The organism is Bacteroides sp. 1001136B_160425_E2 (genome assembly GCF_015559655.1).
GTDB lineage: Bacteria > Bacteroidota > Bacteroidia > Bacteroidales > Bacteroidaceae > Bacteroides > Bacteroides luhongzhouii.
In genome coordinates, this window is sequence record NZ_JADMQH010000017.1 from 140,188 (window position 1) to 159,722 (window position 19,535).

A 19,535-nucleotide genomic window follows, 5' to 3' on the forward strand; every position below is an offset into this window, starting at 1 on the left:
GTTATGTTTTATAAACTCTTTTATTAAATAGACCCGTAGCTTTTGAATTACCCTGAAAAACATCTGATATTTTTTTATAATGTAGATAAACGAACCTCTTTTTCTGATTTAACCAAGGATGATAATCTACTTAGAGATTGCCCGAAAAGTCCCTAAAAGAAAAATCACCCTTACTACAATCTGTTGTAGCAAAGGTGATTTTATCAGATCAAGTCTTTAGGACAACCTCCAAGTATAGTCAATATTGAGGAGATATCTCAAATTTTGAATCGTTCTATCCTTTTTTCACATAAATATATATCTTTATTCCTCAAATTATAACAACGTTACTTTTGAACCACAATTTTCAACTTGCATGTGCGCCCGTAAAGTAATGCCACACCATCATAGGTGAGTCCGGTTATACCAGCTCCCGAATAGGCTGGTCCCTGGCTTCCTACCACTCCTGTAGGAGTAGCTATTTTACATCCTCCGGCAACTAGCGCATCTGTATCGTTTGCGGCTTCAATAACATGAATGACACCATATTTGCCTGCCGCAGTAACAAAGGCAATATAAGTACCGTCCTTTATCTGCAAACTACAAGGATCGTTCGGATAGCCATCAGACGCATTGACTCTTTGCATTAACATATCAGCACCTCCTTTAGCTATACTTTGCAACACATTCAACGCTTCAAAAGTCTTGACGTCCGAAGCCGCGTTCTCCATCATCACATCAATACCAAGGTCAGTAACCTTATCATCTGGAATAAGAGTAAACAACGTTTTGTTAGTAACAACGCCTGCCGGTTTGATCCAGTTATCCACATCATAACGCCGTCCCACTGGTCCTCCAATAATTCTTGATGCACTGACATAAGAGAAACCTCTATTTTTAACGGCTACAAACTCCGGATTTCTCCATATATTGATGAAAGCAAAGTCTACACTGTTTGCCTTTGAGCCATATCCTTTAATTTCCTTCAGGCTTAATACATGCTTTTGCACACCTTGTATCATTATTCCTTCTATGGAGAAAATATAAGGTTGATCCGGTTCTACCGAATGTTCCCATTCGGGTGCCATTTCGATATCGTTGAAAACAAGCGCAACGTTATTGTCAACACCCTCAAGACCTTCGATATTGATAATCTTTTCCTCTTTCACCCCTTCTATATCTTCCACCACGATCTTGATTCCATTGGTATCTTTATTGTCTACGACAGTTTTCAGGATAAATTCCATTTCCAGCGGATTACCTGATACCGGAATAGTTGTATATTCCTTCAGTTCACCCAATACCTTATTATACAACGTATGCTTTACAGACTTAATACCTACAGCAGAACGGATCACTACAGACAGAGAAACCTCTTCATCGGGTACTAAAACAGGGAAATCTGATGGTTCGGTGAATATCTGGGATGGAAGTTTAGTTATCTTTTTAATAGGTATTACCTTTTGTGCCGTTTTTGTCAAAACGTCCGTTGATGTTACCAGTATCCCGGCTGCTTCACGCGTATTGACCTTAACATTCAAGTCAAATTCAAGTGTCATATCAGTTTGCAAAGTATCTATCTTTAAACGTTGACGTTCAGTCGCGTTTATCTCTTCATATTCTCCATTTTCATCCATCTTCAACAAGGTAGCATATATACTATGTATACCCACAGCAGAGAAACTTCTGGCAGATACAGTCACCGTCGAGTTATACTCCACCACATCTATTTCGGAAGGAGAAGTGAGTTCTACAGTAGGTGGCGGATACGCGTTGTCGTCCGAATAATCAGACTCACTATCACTACAATTTGTCAACAACAAACCCCATGGAAGGGCAAGTATCAGGATCATTATATTTTTGATATATTGCTTCATGACCGTTCATTTTTTATTTTAAAGATTCGATTTGTAATTGAAAACAATGTAAATCTCCGCTTACACTTGTTTCGGTTACCCCCCTAAAAGCCCATTTGTGTGAAGTCAGGACAAATATACAATACTCGGAGTCTCTATTTCTATTTTCCACTTCTACGAAAGAATAGGTATCAGAAGTTAAGTTAGAAGTAATTGCCGACTCAAGATTAGGCAATAACGCACGTTTAACAGTGCCTACCAGAACCGTCTGTTCGTTTACCTTTTTCTTGAAAACGTCAACAGCCGGAGCTATCAGGTCTTCACTATTTAATGATACAGAACAGAAGAGCATATCTATTCCGTTCACTGCTTCTGTTTTTGTTTCAAGATATCTGCAATCGTTTTTTACTACATATTGTGTCATTTCGGAAATAGTAGAAGGAAAAAGAACCATACTACCGATTATCTTTTTTTCTCCGTTACTATAGCTGACAGGCACAAACACCGGCACTTTCTTACTCTCTCTAGCAGTCTCCGTACCCGTATTTATGATTGCAGTTTGTCCATAGACAGCGTTCGTCCTGTCCAACAATGCCACTGCATGAACCGTGTTTCTGATAGATGACGCCACCTCTTTATAACTACAAGAGCTAAATAAATTTTGCTCTGACAAGTGCGCATAAACCAATACGTTAGTTGTTCTGAACCGGTTCCATTCCGGAATATCTTCTCCCTTGTTATCCTCATCACTACACGAAACGAACAGACAAGAGATGACACATATAAATAGCAGATATAGATAGTTTGATTTCATATTTCATTCATTTTACAAATTCAACTTCAGCAAACAAAGCCCTGTGGTCAGAAACTTCCGGATTAGATAAAACTTTAAACGACTTCACTTTCCACTTATTCTGTGGAAGTCCGAATATATAATCAATCTTGATTGTCGGCTGATCTGCCGGATAAGTGAACGTATCATCGCAGATTCTCTGCCAGTTCTTCATGACTTCACAAATCACATTAGAGTCGGTCCTGGCATTAAAATCTCCCCCCAGCAACGTCGGGGTATCTACCGTACCAATCCGCTCATTAATCTGTTCGGCCATCGCGCTCCTTATCAGGTCCGTCGAATGATCCAGATGAGTCGTTCCTATCCTGATTATGTCTGAAGTTCCCGGTTCCTGAATATCTACATACAATAATGTCCGGGGTTCTTTGGCTCCGTCTATACCTTCAAAAGTTTTGTTATTGATATAAACAAAAGGATATTTTGAGAGTATGGCCACTCCATATTCTCCACCACCAGTATCCATCGCTTTCCCGAAGACGGAAAACAATCCCAACTCCGCAGCCAGCTGAGTGGTGAAATCTTGATTTTTATTCCTTTTCGTGTTGTAATCTATCTCTTGCAACATTACAACATCCGGATTGTATTTCCTGATAAATACAGCATACTCCTTCACCGAGTAACCAGTCATCTGTCCGGACATCCGGCAATTATAGCTCATTATTTTAAGAGCCTGCGCATACGTACTTTGATACGCAAAGAAGAAAAGGCATACCCATACAATGGGCTTTAAAAGTGCTTTCATAAATTTGGTTTTGTTATTAGATTAAGTTTACTTATTCAATGGTATATGTATATTCTGATATTTTTTTAAAGCTAACCGGTGTTATGGATTGCATCACCTCCAACACATAGTTCAAGTCGTTTCCTTTACAAACGAAGTTGTACGTAAACGAAGCAATCTTTTCGTTTTTAACTGTAATCTCTATATCAAAATGCCGCGAGAGTGTTGTAAGCACTTCTTTCAGTGACGCATTTCTGAAAATAAGCCGGTTGCTCTTCCAACTCGAAGCATCATCGTGATATCTATCAGTTTTTATCCTTAGTACATTGCTTCTTTTTTCATAAACTGCAGTTTGTCCGGGAAGCACTTGTTGCATAGGTCTACGGCTTTTCACATGTCCGATATTTATACTCCCTTTGTCGAGTGTAGTTTTAATTACCTTATCCGAAGCATATGCTTTTACATTGAAACACGTTCCCGTCACCTGTATTTTTACATTCTCGGCAAACACCTGAAAAGGTGATTTCTTGTTTTCAGCTATCTCAAAATAAGCCTCTCCTTCCAGCGTAACATTCCTGTTGTATTTTGCAAACTGTTCCGGATAGGTCAATTTAGAATCGGCATTTAACCACACCCGGCTACCATCAGGAAGTAATACGAGTAGCTTCTCACCCCTTACAGCACAGACCTCCCGATAAACAAGGTTTGCCTCACTACGACTTTGATAGAAATTATATCCTACACCTATCACTAGCAAAACAATTGCACAAGCTACCGTCCACTTAAAGAACAATGGCATCCTTATTCTCCTGTTCTTTCGTTTTTCTTCCCGCATCACGGCTTCCTGAATATTCTTATAAATGCGATATTCATCAAAAGGAGGCAATTCTCTGTCGCCCAATTCGAGCTGTTTGCCTTCTATTATCCTTTGAATGTCGTCATCCATATATTTCCCGATGCCGTCAACTATTTCAAAGTACTGACTTGTATGTTTCTTTTTTGATTTCATATTTCAATATCTATTAGTAATACACACTGTTACAAAAAAGTATTATACAGACTACGTTAAACCGTGTTAATTCAAAAGAACGTTCCATATCAACCAAAAGCGATAGCACTACATCATACAATAAAGCAACAGCAAGCTAAGCTCTCCCACTGTCGCACGAATCTGCTTCAAAGATTGGCTATATTGAAATTTAATTGTATTGATCGAAAGATTGAGTTTATCAGCTATTTCCTGATTGGAGTATTTTCCCGAAACTTTCATTTCAAAAACCTTGCGGCGTTGTGGCGAAAGTTGCTCAAGAGCTTGCTGTATGATGTTCATTTGTTCTTGTTTAAGGTTTTCGTTTTGAGAATTGTCTTCCAATTCCAAAACCATTGAAAGGCAATCCTCAAGTAAATAGATATTTTTCTTTGAGTCTCTCAGCGTATTGAGCAGATCGTTCTTCAACATTGTAAAAAGGTATCTGTTTATAGGTTTTGTTTCATCAATCTCTTCTTTTCTCAGCCAGAGTTTTAAGAATAAGTTCTGCACAGCATCTTCAGCCAATTCTTTATTCAGCAAATATTTAAATGCCAAAGAAAAGGTCTGCGCCGCATACGTCTTGTATACAATACTAAATGCCAGCTGGTTCCCCTCTTTCAGAGCCTTAACCAAAGCTTGGGCTTCATCCTGTGAGTATTTCTGGGACATCTTAATCATTTTAAATATGAAAATAAAAAGCTTATTATATCAAGTCCTCATTTTCAAATATATTAATTCCTTCTGATATAGCATGATTCGCGAGCAACAAATGAAACAGGCCTCTTATTTATTTCACCAGTCTTTGATATTTGCTGAATAAAAAGATGGAGAATGATAATAATCCGTCAGTTGTTGAATGAACATCTTTTCGAGTATCTTTCCGATCAGTTGCATTTACCCAACCTTCTTCTATTGCTTTTAATTCATCTTCAAGTTGCTTCTGATCCACCTCTACACCTTTCCCGACCGCTTTGGTGAATGTATTGATATACACCTCCCAGCGCTTTGCATAATAATCACTTATCAATCCTGCCCACGAACGACTGGCATAATCGTTCAGGCTTCCCCCCCAAGTAGTAATCAAGTTGCGAGCGTTCTTTTCATAATAGTCTTTCAATTGGGGAGAATCTCCCATCTTCCGCGCATCATCAATCCATTTATTCAACGAACAGTAAGGATGAAAGGCATTCAGTTTATCCAAATCATTCAATATCTCCTTCATTTTCTCGCCGCAAGCTTTCAAAGCCTGATAGTCTTTAGCTTCAACCATCCTGTCAAACTCCATTTTCACGTCAAGAAAGTAGTTTCCAAGCACCTGTCTGCCTACAGTAATCAAATCCAGGCGAAAAGCATCCCTCCGGTCAGAAGGCGCTTCGTTCAGTTTTCTCCAAACCTCTAATAGCTCAACATTACTATATACATTACTTGTCCGTTTTTCACTATTCTTATTCAATGCAGGGCGATATCCGGGTAAAGTGCCCAATGTGCGCGGCACCTGTACATAAATGTCATTGAATAATATTTTCCAAGCATCGCGCACAGGCTGCGACACGCATCCCACATGTCTGTCAGCCAGACATTCAATCCATTTATCATCATCTACATTCAGATTCCATGCTTTCTCAAGAATGTATTCGTAGGGAAACTGCATCACATCCAATCCTTCCAGCGTAGAGCCGATTCCTTTAAGGTTGCCTCCACCGTTAATGAGAGCATTCTCAAGCCGTGCGCCACTCTCTTTGACGTTACCTGTCAAAGTTGTGTTTCCCCCGAAATTGCCCAGATAACACCAAATATAGGGCTGATCATGAAAATGCTCTGTTCTTTTCCATAATTCAACATTTTCACAATGATAGTCAAGTAATATCATTTTATTCTGTGGCACTCCCGTCAGCAAAGCCTTCATCCGCCCGGAAGTCCATTTATCTTTATCAAAATAAAACATCCACGTCATTTGCATCCATTGGGCTTTGGGATCGGCAGCCGTCAATGTGGCGTACATATCCGATGCTATCTTACGCAAATATTCGGGTTCGAAACTGGGCGGATCAACCTCATTGAAAGGATCTAAACCATAAATATGATCGGTTCCGAAAAGTTTTTTTTGTTCATCAAGAAATAGCTTCTGAATTTTCGCAAATAAAGCATCGTCAGGGTTCAGAAAATTACAACGGTATGCATCAGCAAAGCCGGCCCATTTGCCCAAATGTTGAATATCGGCCTCAGGATAGAGCCGTTTTAAATCGGCAGGTACATGTCCGGCAAAGGCTGGCAATACAGGCTTCATATTCAATTCACGCTCACGTGCGAGTATTCTTTTCTGCAAGCTTACCTGATGTTCCAGCCATTCCATCGGCAACGGACCGTTCCAGCGATCTATGTTAGCCATCCGATGCCAGGGCAGATACGGCGGTCCCGTGAAGTAAGAGCGTATTTCGATGTCCAACATTCCCATTTTCGACCAGACTTTATACCACACGGCTTCCTGTCCGGTAATTGCCAAAGGCATATTTATTCCATTAAGGGCCATCCAGTCAATAAAGCGCTCCCATTCTCTCCATTGCCACCAAGGCATCGTGTAACCATACGTGCAGTAATTCAGGAAAAAGCGAGTATCCACTCGCGCTTCCGAAACGACCTTCTCACCAACCATTGGCAATTCTTCAGGAATTTCAACGGCTATATCCGCATACCATGACACGGTAGTGAGACAGTAATATTTCAAGTAATGGTTCAGTCCCATCGCCATTGAATTGGCGTTGTTTCCACCGATTACAATTTTATCTTTTACAGACTCTATCGTAAAACAGTCTTTCTCTCCTTTCAACTTTTGAAATTGAAAACTCTCGATGTATGACGGCAGCAAACGTTTCAATAATGCTTCCGCAACAGCTACGTCTTTGTCTTTAGCCTGAAGAGCCAACGACATAAACAGCATAACCAGACACGTGTATACACTTTTTCTTTTCATTCTGATTTATAATTTTATATAGATTTTTCTTTTTAACAAAACATATCCCAACAGCCCATTGAACAACAGGAAAAATACACCGTACATAAATGAACCGAAGTAATTTCCGAATAACGGGTTAAGCAAATTACTGAATACAGCCGTATGAATATGCCAATGAACAAGCAATCCGCCGGCTATGCAACTAAACACATAAATTACAAGCGGATTCGCTCCAAACGCTTCGAAAAACGAAAACCACTTTTTATTCTGCTTCACATCAATGATATAGAGCAGCAATGCCAATGACAATGACGCAATCCCACAAGTAAGCAAAACGAACGAAGGAGACCACAAACGTTTATTCAAAGGACAGGCATAACTTAACAAATAGCCGGCAAACAACAGAGTGGTACCTATAAGAAATAGATTCAGCATCCGGCGGTCATTGTCTTTAATGTCGATGATTATCTTTCCGCAAACAAAACCTATCATTACTTGAGATACAGCGGGAATCGTACTAAGTATCCCCTCGGGATCGACAAACTGGCGGCCCTGAAGATACATGTGGTTAGATCCTAAAATAGCCGAATCAATCATGCCGACGATATTATCCGCACTCTTCTCAAATCCGTTTCCAAATAACTGAAGAATAAAGTAGACAGCCAGCAAAATGACGGCTAATGGCATAAACCGCTTATGCGGTATTGTTACGGCCAATAAGGCTGTAATGCCATAACAAATCCCAAGCCGTTGCATAACTCCCATCAACCGGAGCTGACTCAGATCAAAATAGTTACCACTATCTATTGATGTAATGAACCACTCCATAACCAGACCTATAAATATTAATAAAAGACTTCTTTTTATGATTTTCGCAATGGCCGGTCGACACTGGAAGTTATACTTACACAAGGAGATGTAGGTCGAAATACCCATCAGGAACATAAACATCGGGAATACCAGATCGGCCGGCGAAAAGCCATCCCACTTGGCATGTGCAAAAACAGCAAAGTTATACCCACACTTTCCTGTGTTGTTGACCAAGATCATCCCGGCAACAGTAATACCCCGAAGTACATCAAGCGAAAGCAACCGTTTGTTCGGATTCATAATATTTGATTCTTTTAATTACTTATTATATATAAAATAGTCGTTCCGGCAGCTAACACTATCCCTATAAGCGATTCATAAGGTATCAGCTTCAGACGTTCTTTAAAGTTGAGTTCGCATACGCCTCCTGTCGCATGAAAGAACGAGCCATGTGGCAAATGGTCAAGAACTGTAGCTCCGGAATTAATCATAGCTGCCCCCCAAACCGCAGAAATGCCTATAGCCAATATCGTTTCAGCAAATGAAGAAGAAGCCAGTGTCGCTCCGGCTGTTGTCGATGCTGTAGCCGCCGACATCAACGCGCCTGATATAGGAGCAATCAAGACATCACTCATATGAGCATGCTCCAGTCCTGTAAGAATCCAGTCTTTCAAAGAAGAGTTCTTTATGATGCCGGCAATAGTTCCGGTTCCGATCAACAGAATAGCTACCACAGACATCTTTTGCAGTCCATACTCTATACCCGGAAGAATATTTTTCCATTGTTTCATACAGACAACACCACATAAGCCACCTACCGGCAAAGCTATCAAAGGATCAATATTAATTCCTGCCGCAGGACGTAATGCCAATAAAACAATCGTAACAACAGGAGCAATCAGACTGGTTCTTAACGACGGCAGATTTCCCTCTTCCTCTTTATTCTCTGTTTGCATCACCGTTTTTTTGTTTTTTACTGTTTGAGGCATCAGACGGACAATAACGAAAACAGTGAAAAACAAACCGATCACTGCCGGTAAAATATTGGCAAACATTACAGCCGATAGATCTGCATTAAAATTTCCGGCCGCTATAATGGTGTTCGGGTTAGGTGATATGATATTTCCACACTTGCCTCCCCCGATCATAGCAATAAGTAACACGGATGGAGACAGGTTTAGACGCTTGCCTATCGAAAGAGCCACCGGCGCAACGGTTATCACAGCCACATCTATAAATACGCCTACAGTACAAAGCAACATCGTTGCGAGTGCCAATGCCATAAATACCCGTTTTTCACCCATTTTGTTTATAATCGCATTGGAGATGACCGTGGTAGCCCCGGTTTGTATTAATATACCTGATAAGACTCCGGCTGTCAGAATCCGCAATATCGCCGGGGTGACCTCTTTCACCCCTTCGGTCATCACCGTTACGGTCTCATTTAAAGATAGTCCTCCCAACAGCCCTCCAACTATCGCTCCGATAATCAGACTGTATGTCGGAGAAAGCTTTCTTATGATTAACAGTATGGATAATGAAAGCCCGATTAATGCGCCTATCGCTGTCATTGAGTATTATTTAGTAAATTGTTTTATGATTCTCACCACCTGTCGCACCGTTCTCTCTATGTTTTCTTTCGTAAACTCCGGTTGCATCGCTTCTTCAAGTGTTACCGGGAAAGGTTGAATAGGCAATACGGCAGTAAACCCCATCCTATTTAGCGCTTCGGTAGCTTCGACCGCTCCCCCCAGTGCTATCACCGGAACCTGACATCTGTCACCGACACGTAAAATTCCGTCCAGCGCCTTTCCCATACCAGTCTGGCGATCCAGCTTCCCCTCTCCGGTCAGTATCAGGTCTGCCTGTCGGACGACCTCCTCGAAACGAAGCGTTCTCAATATAACTTCTATTCCGGATTGCAATTCTGCATTCAAAAACGGAAGCAGGCCGCCTCCCATTCCTCCGGCCGCTCCAGCACCGGGAAACTGTGATATATCCATATTTGTATATTCCTTTATCAGCTGTGCATAATGCCGCAACCCATTGTCCAACTCTATCACTTGCAACATAGTTGCCCCTTTTTGAGGAGCATATACATAGGCCGCACCCTCTTTTCCAAAAAATGGATTGCTAACATCACAGGCGATCGTAAAGTGACTCTCCTTCAATGCCGGATTTAATTGGGAAATATCTATTTGATGGACTTTTATCAGATTTTCGCCGACAGGCTCCAACTCACCGTTTCCACTATCTAAGAAACGTGCACCTAAAGCCTTCAGCATACCAATTCCCGCATCATTCGTAGCACTTCCGCCGATCCCGATAATGAATTCCCGGCACCCGCGTTTTAATGCGTCAGCAACCATCTCTCCAACTCCATAAGTCGTAGTCTTCATGGGGTTTCTTCGATTTGAGTCAATCAATGGCAAACCGCAGGCTGAAGCCATTTCGATAATAGCCATCGCACCTTTGCTTACGATACCATACGATACTTCAATTGGCTTCATGAATGGATCATGCACCCGACATGACACCGTTTGGGCATGAAGGGCAGAGCATAGAGCTTCTGTAGTCCCTTCGCCGCCATCGGCTATGGGGAAACGTATAATCTGACAGTCGGGTAATTCCTCCTGAATCGCTTTTTCGGCAGCTTTCGCTATCTCGAAAGAACCGACCGAACCTTTAAACGAGTCGAATGCCAATACAATCTTTTTCATAAAAGCTATCACTTATTTGTTTTCTCTATTAAATTCAACGCAGCCTTGACCGGGTCATCAAACGGAGTCGTACTGTTGCTCCAGGGAGATGTAATCCATTGCTCCTCCCATTCCCGGATTTTATTCCGGTCTTTTGTGAAATAGAGCTGTATACGAGGGATATAGTAGTCTTTAATCAGCCCGCTCCAGAAACGGGCAGCATAATCCTCCTGAATACCACCCCAACTTGTAATCAGGCGTTTGGCATTTGCTTCATAAGCATCTTTTTCCTGAAGAGTTGTTCCGCTATTGCGCGCAAGTTCCACCCATTCTTCTAATCGATATAAAGGATGAGAGGCCAGCAGCCTGTCAACGTCCATCAACAAATCAACAGTTTGTTGCAGATTACGTTGCGCTGCGAGAACACGATTCTCCGAATCATCTTTCAGGGCCTGCTTATAAAAATTTTCAGCTTTAGCCGCTACATAATACGAAACAAACTCTATGAGGTCGTTTCTGTATAATTCAGAGCTTTTCAGTTCGTCAGCGCAACTAGCATACAAACGTATGGCTTGCAAGTAATCATCACTAAGGTCGATTTTACTGATCCGCCGTTGATCGGGTATTACGGTTTGCCAGGTAAAACGGGGGTATGAATATAAAGAACTATATGCTGTTTTCCGAAAAAGTCTCCAGGCTTCCTCCATGGCATCGGGATAACCTCCATAACGGGCCTCGCAGTATATCCTCATCCAGTCGTCCAGGTCGATGCTGTCCGATGACCATCCCATATCGGCTAACAGTTCGTAAACAACCTCATTGTTCTCGAGTCCTTCAGGGGCAGAACCGAACCCAATCAGGTTACCTTTATTTGCGGCACGTAACGCTTTGACCGAGGAGCTTGCATACATGTCCAGATCTCCTGTCATGGTGTTTTTCCCACCAAAGTTGGGTACATAGCTGAATATCCATTTCTTTCCGTAAAACCCATCATGTACTTTCCATGTCTGTTCGGTGTTCCATACCCATTTCGGATAATCATTGCCCAAATCAATGATAATCATTTTATCATCAGGTACATTGCTTAACAAGGCTTTAAGCGATTCTTTATCCCAGAATGAATGTTGATATCCGAATGTCCATCCCTGTGTAACCCAAACGGCATCCGGGTTTCCGGCTGTAATTGATTTATAGATCGTTTCTCCATACTCGGCCAATAACTTATATTTCGCTTCTTTATCCTCCTTATCGATAGGCAGCTCCATCTCGTTAAAACTGTCCGAGAGATAATACGTATTTTCTCCAAACTCTTTTTCCCACTCTTCGACAAACAGTTTGCCTATTTCTTCAAAGAAAGGTGAATCCGGTGGCAATACATAGGCGTTGTACTCTTCATCAAAACCACCCCACCGCATGTGCCGGAATTGTGTGTCGGGATGTTTCTGCGCAAATGCTTCCGGCACGAAACCTGCAAACGCGGGTGCTACGGGCTGCATACCCAACTCGCGCATACGGGTCAGGATTTGATGCTGCAAAGCGATTTGGTTATGTTGCCAGGCATCAGATAAAGGACCGTCCCACTTGTTCAGATTGCCCATGCGATGCCAGGGAAGGTGTGCAGGGGCAGTGAAAAACTCACGGATTTCTTCCTTGGTCAATCCCATACGCAGCCATACCCGTTCCGCAATGGCTTCGCTGGCCACGGTAGCCAACGGCATATTTACACCATAAAGAGCCATCCTGTCAATTTCCTTTTCCCAACGCTCCCAGTCCCAGTAAGGGGTAGTGTAGCCGAATGTACAAACATTAAGGAAATAACGCAACTCATAAGGGGACACTTGCTCATACAATTCATAATCGGGCCACGGCATCACCGACGTTATGTGTTCACCGCTCCATGTTTTCATACTCTTGCAGGCCTCTTTCATGTACGTATGAAAAGCGTAACAGATAGCAACGGAGCTACTTCCCCTTAAGGTAAGCCGACCGTCGCTTGCTATCACTTCGAATATATCTTTACCATCGAATGGTTCGATATATTCAAAGTGGATAGACTGTGCTCTTTCCCCAATCTGACGTTCTATTACCTGTTTGGCGGGGGTGATAATATCCGTCTTAGGCTTGTGGCATGAGCAGAAAAAAAGCGTTGTTGAAATCAGTAAATACTTGACTATTGTATGTATCATAGAAAATCATAAATGTTATAAGTGAGTATCAATATTTTTTCTTTGATGCTTCTTTCACATATTCCAGTTCCGTAATAATCGGTAAATGGTCTGACAAAAGCGACCGGACAGTTTGCGTACTAATCACACGCCATCCTTTTTGCGGGTAAGCAAACAAGTAATCTATCTTAATCACAGGTTTCCATGCCGGCATTCCAAAATCATCGTTACTCGCAGCAAACCAACTATCCATACCACGTATTGCCTCCGAGTAATGACGCGCATTGAAATCGCCTCCCAAAATTACAGGATATTTATAATTCTTGAAATGATCGGTAATAAATTTTATTTGCTCCGCCCGTGTTTCTTGAGAGTTGACGTCCAGATGCGTAGAGGTAAAAACAATGGTATCATTACCCATTTCGAATAATCCCTCCAGCATGGCCCGTCTCTCATGCTCTTTGACCGGATGGGGCAGCATTATCTTTTGGACAGAAATATATGGATATTTACTTAACATCCCAATACCGTAATAACCGGTAGAATAGTCAATCGTTTTTCCGTAAAGCCCAAACATCCCTGTATGATAGGCAAGTTCGGATATAAAATCCTTCCCTTTCTGATGCGGGGCACGCTTACGGTCTGTTTTGCTATCCACTTCTTGAAGCGCCACAAAATCAGGTTTGAAGGATTTGATGTGATGAGCAAGTTCTTCTAAAGATGCCAGTTCGCCAAATCTCAAATTATAGGTCATTACCCGCACCCGTAGAGTATCTTGCGCATAGACAACGCCCAAAGTCAGGCATAAAAACAATAATAAATATTTCTTCATTGAATACATGGTTTCTATTTTTTTAATGATTACTTTTCCCAACCTGGATTTTGTCCTAACAGAGGATTCTTCTGACGCTCGGGATTAGGCACGGGCCACAAATAATGTTTCGTTGCGTCGAAGTAGCGTGCTCCGCCTTCCGCGGTAGACTTTTCGTAGATAACATCACCAAACTCATCTACTCCGGTATCAGGATACGGGTTGGCGCCCAAATCGTTCATACAAACTTTCAGACTGGGACCGGTGATGGCACGTCCAAAACGAAGTTCGCCTTCACGCCAGCGCATCACATCGGCGTATCTTGTTCCTTCACCTGCCAACTCAATGCGACGTTCTCTTCTCAATTCGGTTTCGAGATCCATCCCCCATGCGCTAAGTTCGTCAAGGTTCATACGATGCATATTCACACGATCTCTAAGCCTGTTGATGGAGTAATCAATCTGTGTTTGTGTCAGTTTCTTGCCTTGTAGTTCGAAAGTGGCTTCGGCATAAATCAGCAAGATTTCGGCAAAGCGGATGACATTGAGATTTCCATGTCCGCCTACACTTGAGCCGGCCAAATCAATATCGTTATACTTTTTCAGATAAAAACCTGTACGGCTATTTGCCCCCACACGGTTATTATCTTGCAATGAAGCAAAACGAGGCAGATTAAATATCTCGTTGGCCTTATCCGTATCAGGGTCACCGTCATCTCCTCCCGGCCATTTGTCACCCGGAGCATATAAAGTCATCTTCATTCTAGGATCTCTGTTCTGGAAATAATCCACATAATGCTCTTCAGGCGACTTGTATAACGATGAGGTCTGCACACCGGTCTTTTTATAATATTCCAATCCGGTTTTTGCCGGTTTACCGTCTGTACACAGATAGGCATCCACTAACGACTTCGTTGGATTGAGACGTATATAGTCGGTCGGGCTGCAAGTTTCATTGGGTAGACTTTGTGTACGGATTTCGGGTACAAAAAGGCTATATACGATGGCTTCGATATTTTTCGGATCATTCTCGACATCCCCCTCATGATGAAATAGTTTTTCGTATTCATACAGGCCATAGGGACTGTTTTCAATGATATATTCACTCGTTTTTGCAGCCAGTTCCCATCTTTCGTTTTGCAAGGCGATACGTGCCAATATGGCTAAAGCGCCCCAGCGGTCGAGTCTTCCCAGTCTATCGCCCGTATACCTTTCTTCAGGCATGCGCTCTGCCGCCCATTTCAAATCCTCGACGAGCTGGTCAATGACTTTCTCTCTGGGAGTACGTTCGATATATGCATCTTCGGGCTGGATGACTTCTCCTACCCAAGGTACATCACCCCAAAATGTCGTGAGGTAAAAGTACATAAGCGCCCGGATGGTTTTTACTTCTGCGGCATAAACGTCCTTCTTATTTTGAGCTACCTGCGCTTTATTATAGTTGTCTAAAAAATTATTGCAGCGATAAATATAACTATACGCTCCTGTCCAATAGGTAGTGAAGGGGAAGCCGTCAGTATAAGAGTGTTTGCCTCCCGAAACCTTACTTAGTCCACTAGTAATATTCCCCCACATAACAGTTTCGGCAGTCGATTCACTCCAATTCACAAGATAGTCTTTTTGTAAAGCTTCGTAACAGGGAGGCAAGGCATTTTTAAGCTGATCTTCATTCACCCAGAATGTTACATTGTCCGGCTCGTTAGGGTTCGTTCTATCCAGAAAATCGCTACATGAGGTAATTATACCAAATAAAGCAATGATTAAAAAGTATTTTGAGTATTTCATCTTTATAGTCGTTTAATAGGTTAGAATGTTATTGATAATCCAAAAACATAGGTTTTTACTTGCGGATAGACATCTCCGCTGGTGGTCCTCACTTCAGGGTCATAAGCCCCGAAGTAATCGGTTTTAGTAAACAAGTTATCTGCCGAAGCATATACTCTAAGACTATTAATGCCAAGAGGTGCCACCATCCGGGCAGGAAAACGATAACCTATCTGAATATTCTTCAGACGCAAGTACGATGCATCCTCTTTCCAGTAGTCACTAAAGAGCCTGTTGTGCTCCTGCGACTGATAAAGTCTGGGATAAGAAGCATTTGGATTCATAGGCGTCCATCTGTCAAGATGCTCTTTTTTAGGGATTGAGTAGTCATTGATAAACGCATGCCGGGCCTCATCCTCAAGGTAACCGGCAACTTTGCCTACTCCTTGCAAATAGAAACTGAAATCAATGCCTTTCCATTCCAAACCACCCTTGATTGCATAGGTGTAATGGGGCTCTTTCTCGCCAAACACCACTTTGTCGTAGTCATCAATTACCCCATCGGGAGCGCCGTCAGGACCACTAATGTCCCGATACTTAATATCTCCGGGCTGTACAATGCCGTTTTGTGATGCAACAAGAGGGAATTTTGGTTTCTGGTACTTACCTGTAGTTGTATTCACCGATTCGAAGTCATACACTTGCGCCAGCCCATCAGTCAGATAACCATAGAAAGCACCTATCGGATCACCTACCCGACGATACGAACCGGAAGCCGTACTAGTCAGGGACTCCGGAGTTCCACCCAAATCGGTAATCTTATTACGGGCATCCGACAGATTGAACCCGAGATTGTAATTTACACTTCCGATCTTATCACGCCATGACAGATTGAGTTCCCATCCTTTGACATCAATCTTACCAAGATTGACATAACCTACGTTACTACTGGAAACTCCGACAATAGCCGGAACATCGGGACGAACCAATGCGTCAATATTTTCTTTCTTATACCAATCAAAGTCCACATTCAGTCTATTGTTCAAAAAACTAAGGTCTACCCCGAAATTAAGCATGCGGATGGTTTCCCACTTGATATCAGGATTACCGATTTTGTTTTGCCAAAGTCCCATAACAGGTGTATTAGAAGCTCCGATAGGATAGGACTCCTCGGTTATGATAGGTGACAAGTAGGGGTAGTAATTACCGGGAATATTTTGATTTCCCAACTCACCCCAGGAAGCACGCAGCTTACCCGAACTCAATACCGAAGTAGCGAACTCCATGAATTTTTCACGTGAAAAATTCCATCCTGCCGAGAATGAGGGAAAATATCCCCAACGATTGCCCTTGGCAAATCTTGAAGTTCCGTCGGCACGCAGGTTAGCTTCAAACAGGTATTTACCGTCAAAAGCATAGTTGACACGACCAAAGTAAGAACGCAAAGCCCACTCATCTTTTGTTCCGCTATTCATAAAATTAATCATTCCGGCACTAATAACGTGAATATCCTCAACCATCACATTATCACGCGTAGCACCCAGTGTGCTTCTGTTTTCCCATTCTTGCGAGAATCCCAATAACGCTCCCAACTCGTGGCGTCCTATGGTTTTATTAAAATTCAGGGTGAATTGCAACGTTTGGGTCATAACGTCGAGATGGCTTTGTGAGATATAGTCCTTGGCATCTTCATTTGCTTTCAGCGGGCTACCGTCCGAGTAATAAGACAACATCTTCGGGTTAAATTCATCCACTTGGCGGGTATATATATTAGCAGAGTACTGCATACCTACGTTCAGCCCGTCTATAATTTTGAGATCTGCATTGAAAATACCATTGAGCACACGAGTTTTCCGTTCTTCCATTCCCGACTCATAAGCTACCTGCAAGGGGTTACGTACCGAACCGTACGACCAGTTCTCACTATCTACCATCCGGCCATTCTCGTCAGGGATTTGCCACATGACGGGAAGTAACGGAGACATACGCTGTGACAGGCGGAATACTCCTGATGTGCCACTATAGCCTAAGTCTTTTTTATAGAAATCGACATAACTCATCTGTCCGGTCAGTTTCAGACGATCATACACCTCCGTGTTTACACTGATACGCGCATTATGTCTTTTTGAACTATATCCGTCACCTACAATCAGTCCATCCTGATCCAGGAAACCATACGACATAAAAAATCCGGTTTTCTCGCTTCCACCCCGTGCGCTCACATTATGCCCCGTCTGAAAAGCCCGGCTTTTGTATATTTCATCAATCCAGTCTGTATTGGAATATTCATTGGGATACAGTCCCGAATCATATTTATCGAAAGCCTCTTGGGTATAGGGCTTGGAAAATCCGGCCGCACTCATGGCTTCATTGGAGAGTTCCATGTATTCCCTTCCGTTAACAAGTTCGGGCAATGCTGTGGGAGTCTGGAACCCGGCATATCCGTTATATTGGAATACTACCCGTTCTTTCTTTTCTCCCTTTTTAGTCGTTACAAGAATAACACCGTTAGCGGCACGTGCTCCATAAATGGCTGATGAAGCAGCGTCTTTCAGTACTGATACGCTTTCGATGTCCGAAGGGTTCAATAAATTGATGTCTCCCCCGGCTACCCCATCAATCAAGATTAAAGGCGCTGTACTACTGTTGATGGTTCCCGTACCACGAATGTTGATACTTGGCACAGCACCCGGCTGCCCCGAAGAGGAAACGATACTAACTCCAGGCAACAATCCTTGCAGCCCCGTAGTTACGTTAGTAATAGGTCTGTTCTCAATAGCCTCCGCTTTAACCATAGATACAGCACCTGTTACATTCACTTTCTTTTGCACGCCGTAGCCTACAACTACTACATCTTCCAGACTGACAGCATCCTCTTTCATCACTACGTTTACTGTCGTTTCTTTCGCTATGACGCTTTCTTCACGATAGCCGACGTATGAGTACCTAAGTGTACTTCCATAGGGTACCTTGATAGAATACTGACCATTGACATCAGTGATTGTACCTGTAGTCGATCCTTTTACCGATACGGTGGCTCCGATGATCGGTTCCGCATTCTCATCAGTAACTTTACCTTTCACGTATAGTTCCCTTTTACTTCCTTGCGAATCAACAGGTTCATTTTTATTTTGATATTCTTTATTATAAAATAAAATACTGTCATCCAGAAAACGGAACCCAATGTTAGTCCCTTTTAGCAAAAGAGTTAGTGCTTTGTTTACCTCTGTGTCTTTTACCTCCAATGACACTTTCCTACTCGTATCCACAAATTCTTTGCTATAGGCTACATGCATTGAAGCCTTCTCTGCTATCTGACTGATAGCCTCTTTAAGAGGAAGCTCTTTGATACTAACCGATATTTTTTGCTGTTGTGCATAAACAAAAGCAGTGACAAATATGCACATTAGGGCTACAATACACCTTCTGCCGGTGGATGAAAAAGGAGAATCTTTTTCCATAATATTAGTCTTTAAAGTTAATAGTTCAATATCTATTAGCTAATACACAAGAGGTATTAAAAAGTATTACGGCAAATAAGTTAATGAATATTAATTCGGGAAATATAGGAGAACTTGCCGGAAATCAATCCGTACTTGATAAAAAAGAAAGAAAACACTTCAAAGGTATCGTTTTTAAAAGAAAATATAAAGGGGTAGATAGTATTTTCTCATTTAATACATAAATTAGTGTCTTTACCTGAAAAAGAATGAGCAACATCCACCTCACATATGAGTGATTCCACCAGAACCCGGCTCAGTCTGAAAATTTTGGGGATTTGATTCAGGGCAATCACACCCTTAAAATAGATTCATTCCTGCATAGAAACGAGTTAAACGTTGCGCTAATGAATGGGTCAAGGGTGAGGGGTGGTGAGGGTAGATTTATAACTTTC

The 19,535-nt window shown here is 42.2% G+C and carries 13 protein-coding genes; all 13 read right to left on the reverse strand.

The annotated features are described in order from the left end of the window. Nucleotides 1–326: 326 nt before the first annotated feature. Entirely contained in the window at nucleotides 327–1,856 is a 1,530-nt protein-coding gene (locus tag I2I04_RS17615) for a hypothetical protein (protein ID WP_195655510.1), read from the reverse strand. Between the two features lie 13 nt (nucleotides 1,857–1,869). Beyond that, a complete protein-coding gene (locus I2I04_RS17620) occupies nucleotides 1,870–2,649 on the reverse strand; it encodes a hypothetical protein (RefSeq protein WP_195655511.1) in 780 nt (259 codons plus the stop codon). 7 nt (nucleotides 2,650–2,656) lie between these two features. Then, on the reverse strand, nucleotides 2,657–3,430 hold the full coding sequence (locus tag I2I04_RS17625; protein WP_195655512.1) for an endonuclease/exonuclease/phosphatase family protein: 774 nt from the start codon (nucleotides 3,428–3,430) through the stop codon (nucleotides 2,657–2,659). Nucleotides 3,431–3,461: 31 nt separating this feature from the next. After that, on the reverse strand, nucleotides 3,462–4,418 hold the full coding sequence (locus I2I04_RS17630; protein WP_195655513.1) for a FecR family protein: 957 nt from the start codon (nucleotides 4,416–4,418) through the stop codon (nucleotides 3,462–3,464). A gap of 108 nt (nucleotides 4,419–4,526) precedes the next feature. Then, complete coding sequence (locus tag I2I04_RS17635; protein WP_195655514.1) at nucleotides 4,527–5,108, reverse strand: RNA polymerase sigma factor; 582 nt, start codon at nucleotides 5,106–5,108, stop codon at nucleotides 4,527–4,529. 118 nt (nucleotides 5,109–5,226) lie between these two features. Beyond that, a complete protein-coding gene (locus tag I2I04_RS17640) occupies nucleotides 5,227–7,410 on the reverse strand; it encodes an alpha-N-acetylglucosaminidase (protein WP_195655515.1) in 2,184 nt (727 codons plus the stop codon). A 6-nt stretch (nucleotides 7,411–7,416) separates the two neighbouring features. Beyond that, on the reverse strand, nucleotides 7,417–8,502 hold the full coding sequence (locus I2I04_RS17645) for an acyltransferase family protein (protein WP_195655516.1): 1,086 nt from the start codon (nucleotides 8,500–8,502) through the stop codon (nucleotides 7,417–7,419). A 14-nt stretch (nucleotides 8,503–8,516) separates the two neighbouring features. After that, complete coding sequence (locus I2I04_RS17650) at nucleotides 8,517–9,773, reverse strand: GntP family permease (protein WP_195655517.1); 1,257 nt, start codon at nucleotides 9,771–9,773, stop codon at nucleotides 8,517–8,519. A gap of 6 nt (nucleotides 9,774–9,779) precedes the next feature. Then, nucleotides 9,780–10,922: a glycerate kinase gene (locus I2I04_RS17655; protein WP_195655518.1), complete on the reverse strand. Its 1,143-nt coding sequence runs from the start codon at nucleotides 10,920–10,922 to the stop codon at nucleotides 9,780–9,782. 8 nt (nucleotides 10,923–10,930) lie between these two features. Beyond that, nucleotides 10,931–13,087, reverse strand: coding sequence for an alpha-N-acetylglucosaminidase (locus I2I04_RS17660; protein ID WP_195655519.1), 2,157 nt, complete (start codon nucleotides 13,085–13,087; stop codon nucleotides 10,931–10,933). Nucleotides 13,088–13,115: 28 nt separating this feature from the next. Then, nucleotides 13,116–13,907 (reverse strand): endonuclease/exonuclease/phosphatase family protein, encoded by a 792-nt coding sequence (locus I2I04_RS17665; protein ID WP_195655520.1) that lies wholly within the window; start codon nucleotides 13,905–13,907, stop codon nucleotides 13,116–13,118. 20 nt (nucleotides 13,908–13,927) lie between these two features. Next, nucleotides 13,928–15,661, reverse strand: a complete 1,734-nt coding sequence (locus I2I04_RS17670; protein ID WP_195655521.1) for a RagB/SusD family nutrient uptake outer membrane protein — start codon at nucleotides 15,659–15,661, stop codon at nucleotides 13,928–13,930. A gap of 20 nt (nucleotides 15,662–15,681) precedes the next feature. Then, complete coding sequence (locus I2I04_RS17675; RefSeq protein WP_143259251.1) at nucleotides 15,682–19,101, reverse strand: TonB-dependent receptor; 3,420 nt, start codon at nucleotides 19,099–19,101, stop codon at nucleotides 15,682–15,684. Nucleotides 19,102–19,535 lie beyond the last annotated feature (434 nt).

What these genes read in the sequence shown, in the direction of transcription:
- I2I04_RS17615 (WP_195655510.1), bottom strand. Translation starts at nt 1,856, where the DNA reads ATGAAGCAATATATCAAAAATATAATGATCCTGATACTTGCCCTTCCA.
- I2I04_RS17620 (WP_195655511.1), bottom strand. Translation starts at nt 2,649, where the DNA reads ATGAAATCAAACTATCTATATCTGCTATTTATATGTGTCATCTCTTGT.
- I2I04_RS17625 (WP_195655512.1), bottom strand. Translation starts at nt 3,430, where the DNA reads ATGAAAGCACTTTTAAAGCCCATTGTATGGGTATGCCTTTTCTTCTTT.
- I2I04_RS17630 (WP_195655513.1), bottom strand. Translation starts at nt 4,418, where the DNA reads ATGAAATCAAAAAAGAAACATACAAGTCAGTACTTTGAAATAGTTGAC.
- I2I04_RS17635 (WP_195655514.1), bottom strand. Translation starts at nt 5,108, where the DNA reads ATGTCCCAGAAATACTCACAGGATGAAGCCCAAGCTTTGGTTAAGGCT.
- I2I04_RS17640 (WP_195655515.1), bottom strand. Translation starts at nt 7,410, where the DNA reads ATGAAAAGAAAAAGTGTATACACGTGTCTGGTTATGCTGTTTATGTCG.
- I2I04_RS17645 (WP_195655516.1), bottom strand. Translation starts at nt 8,502, where the DNA reads ATGAATCCGAACAAACGGTTGCTTTCGCTTGATGTACTTCGGGGTATT.
- I2I04_RS17650 (WP_195655517.1), bottom strand. Translation starts at nt 9,773, where the DNA reads ATGACAGCGATAGGCGCATTAATCGGGCTTTCATTATCCATACTGTTA.
- I2I04_RS17655 (WP_195655518.1), bottom strand. Translation starts at nt 10,922, where the DNA reads ATGAAAAAGATTGTATTGGCATTCGACTCGTTTAAAGGTTCGGTCGGT.
- I2I04_RS17660 (WP_195655519.1), bottom strand. Translation starts at nt 13,087, where the DNA reads ATGATACATACAATAGTCAAGTATTTACTGATTTCAACAACGCTTTTT.
- I2I04_RS17665 (WP_195655520.1), bottom strand. Translation starts at nt 13,907, where the DNA reads ATGTATTCAATGAAGAAATATTTATTATTGTTTTTATGCCTGACTTTG.
- I2I04_RS17670 (WP_195655521.1), bottom strand. Translation starts at nt 15,661, where the DNA reads ATGAAATACTCAAAATACTTTTTAATCATTGCTTTATTTGGTATAATT.
- I2I04_RS17675 (WP_143259251.1), bottom strand. Translation starts at nt 19,101, where the DNA reads ATGGAAAAAGATTCTCCTTTTTCATCCACCGGCAGAAGGTGTATTGTA.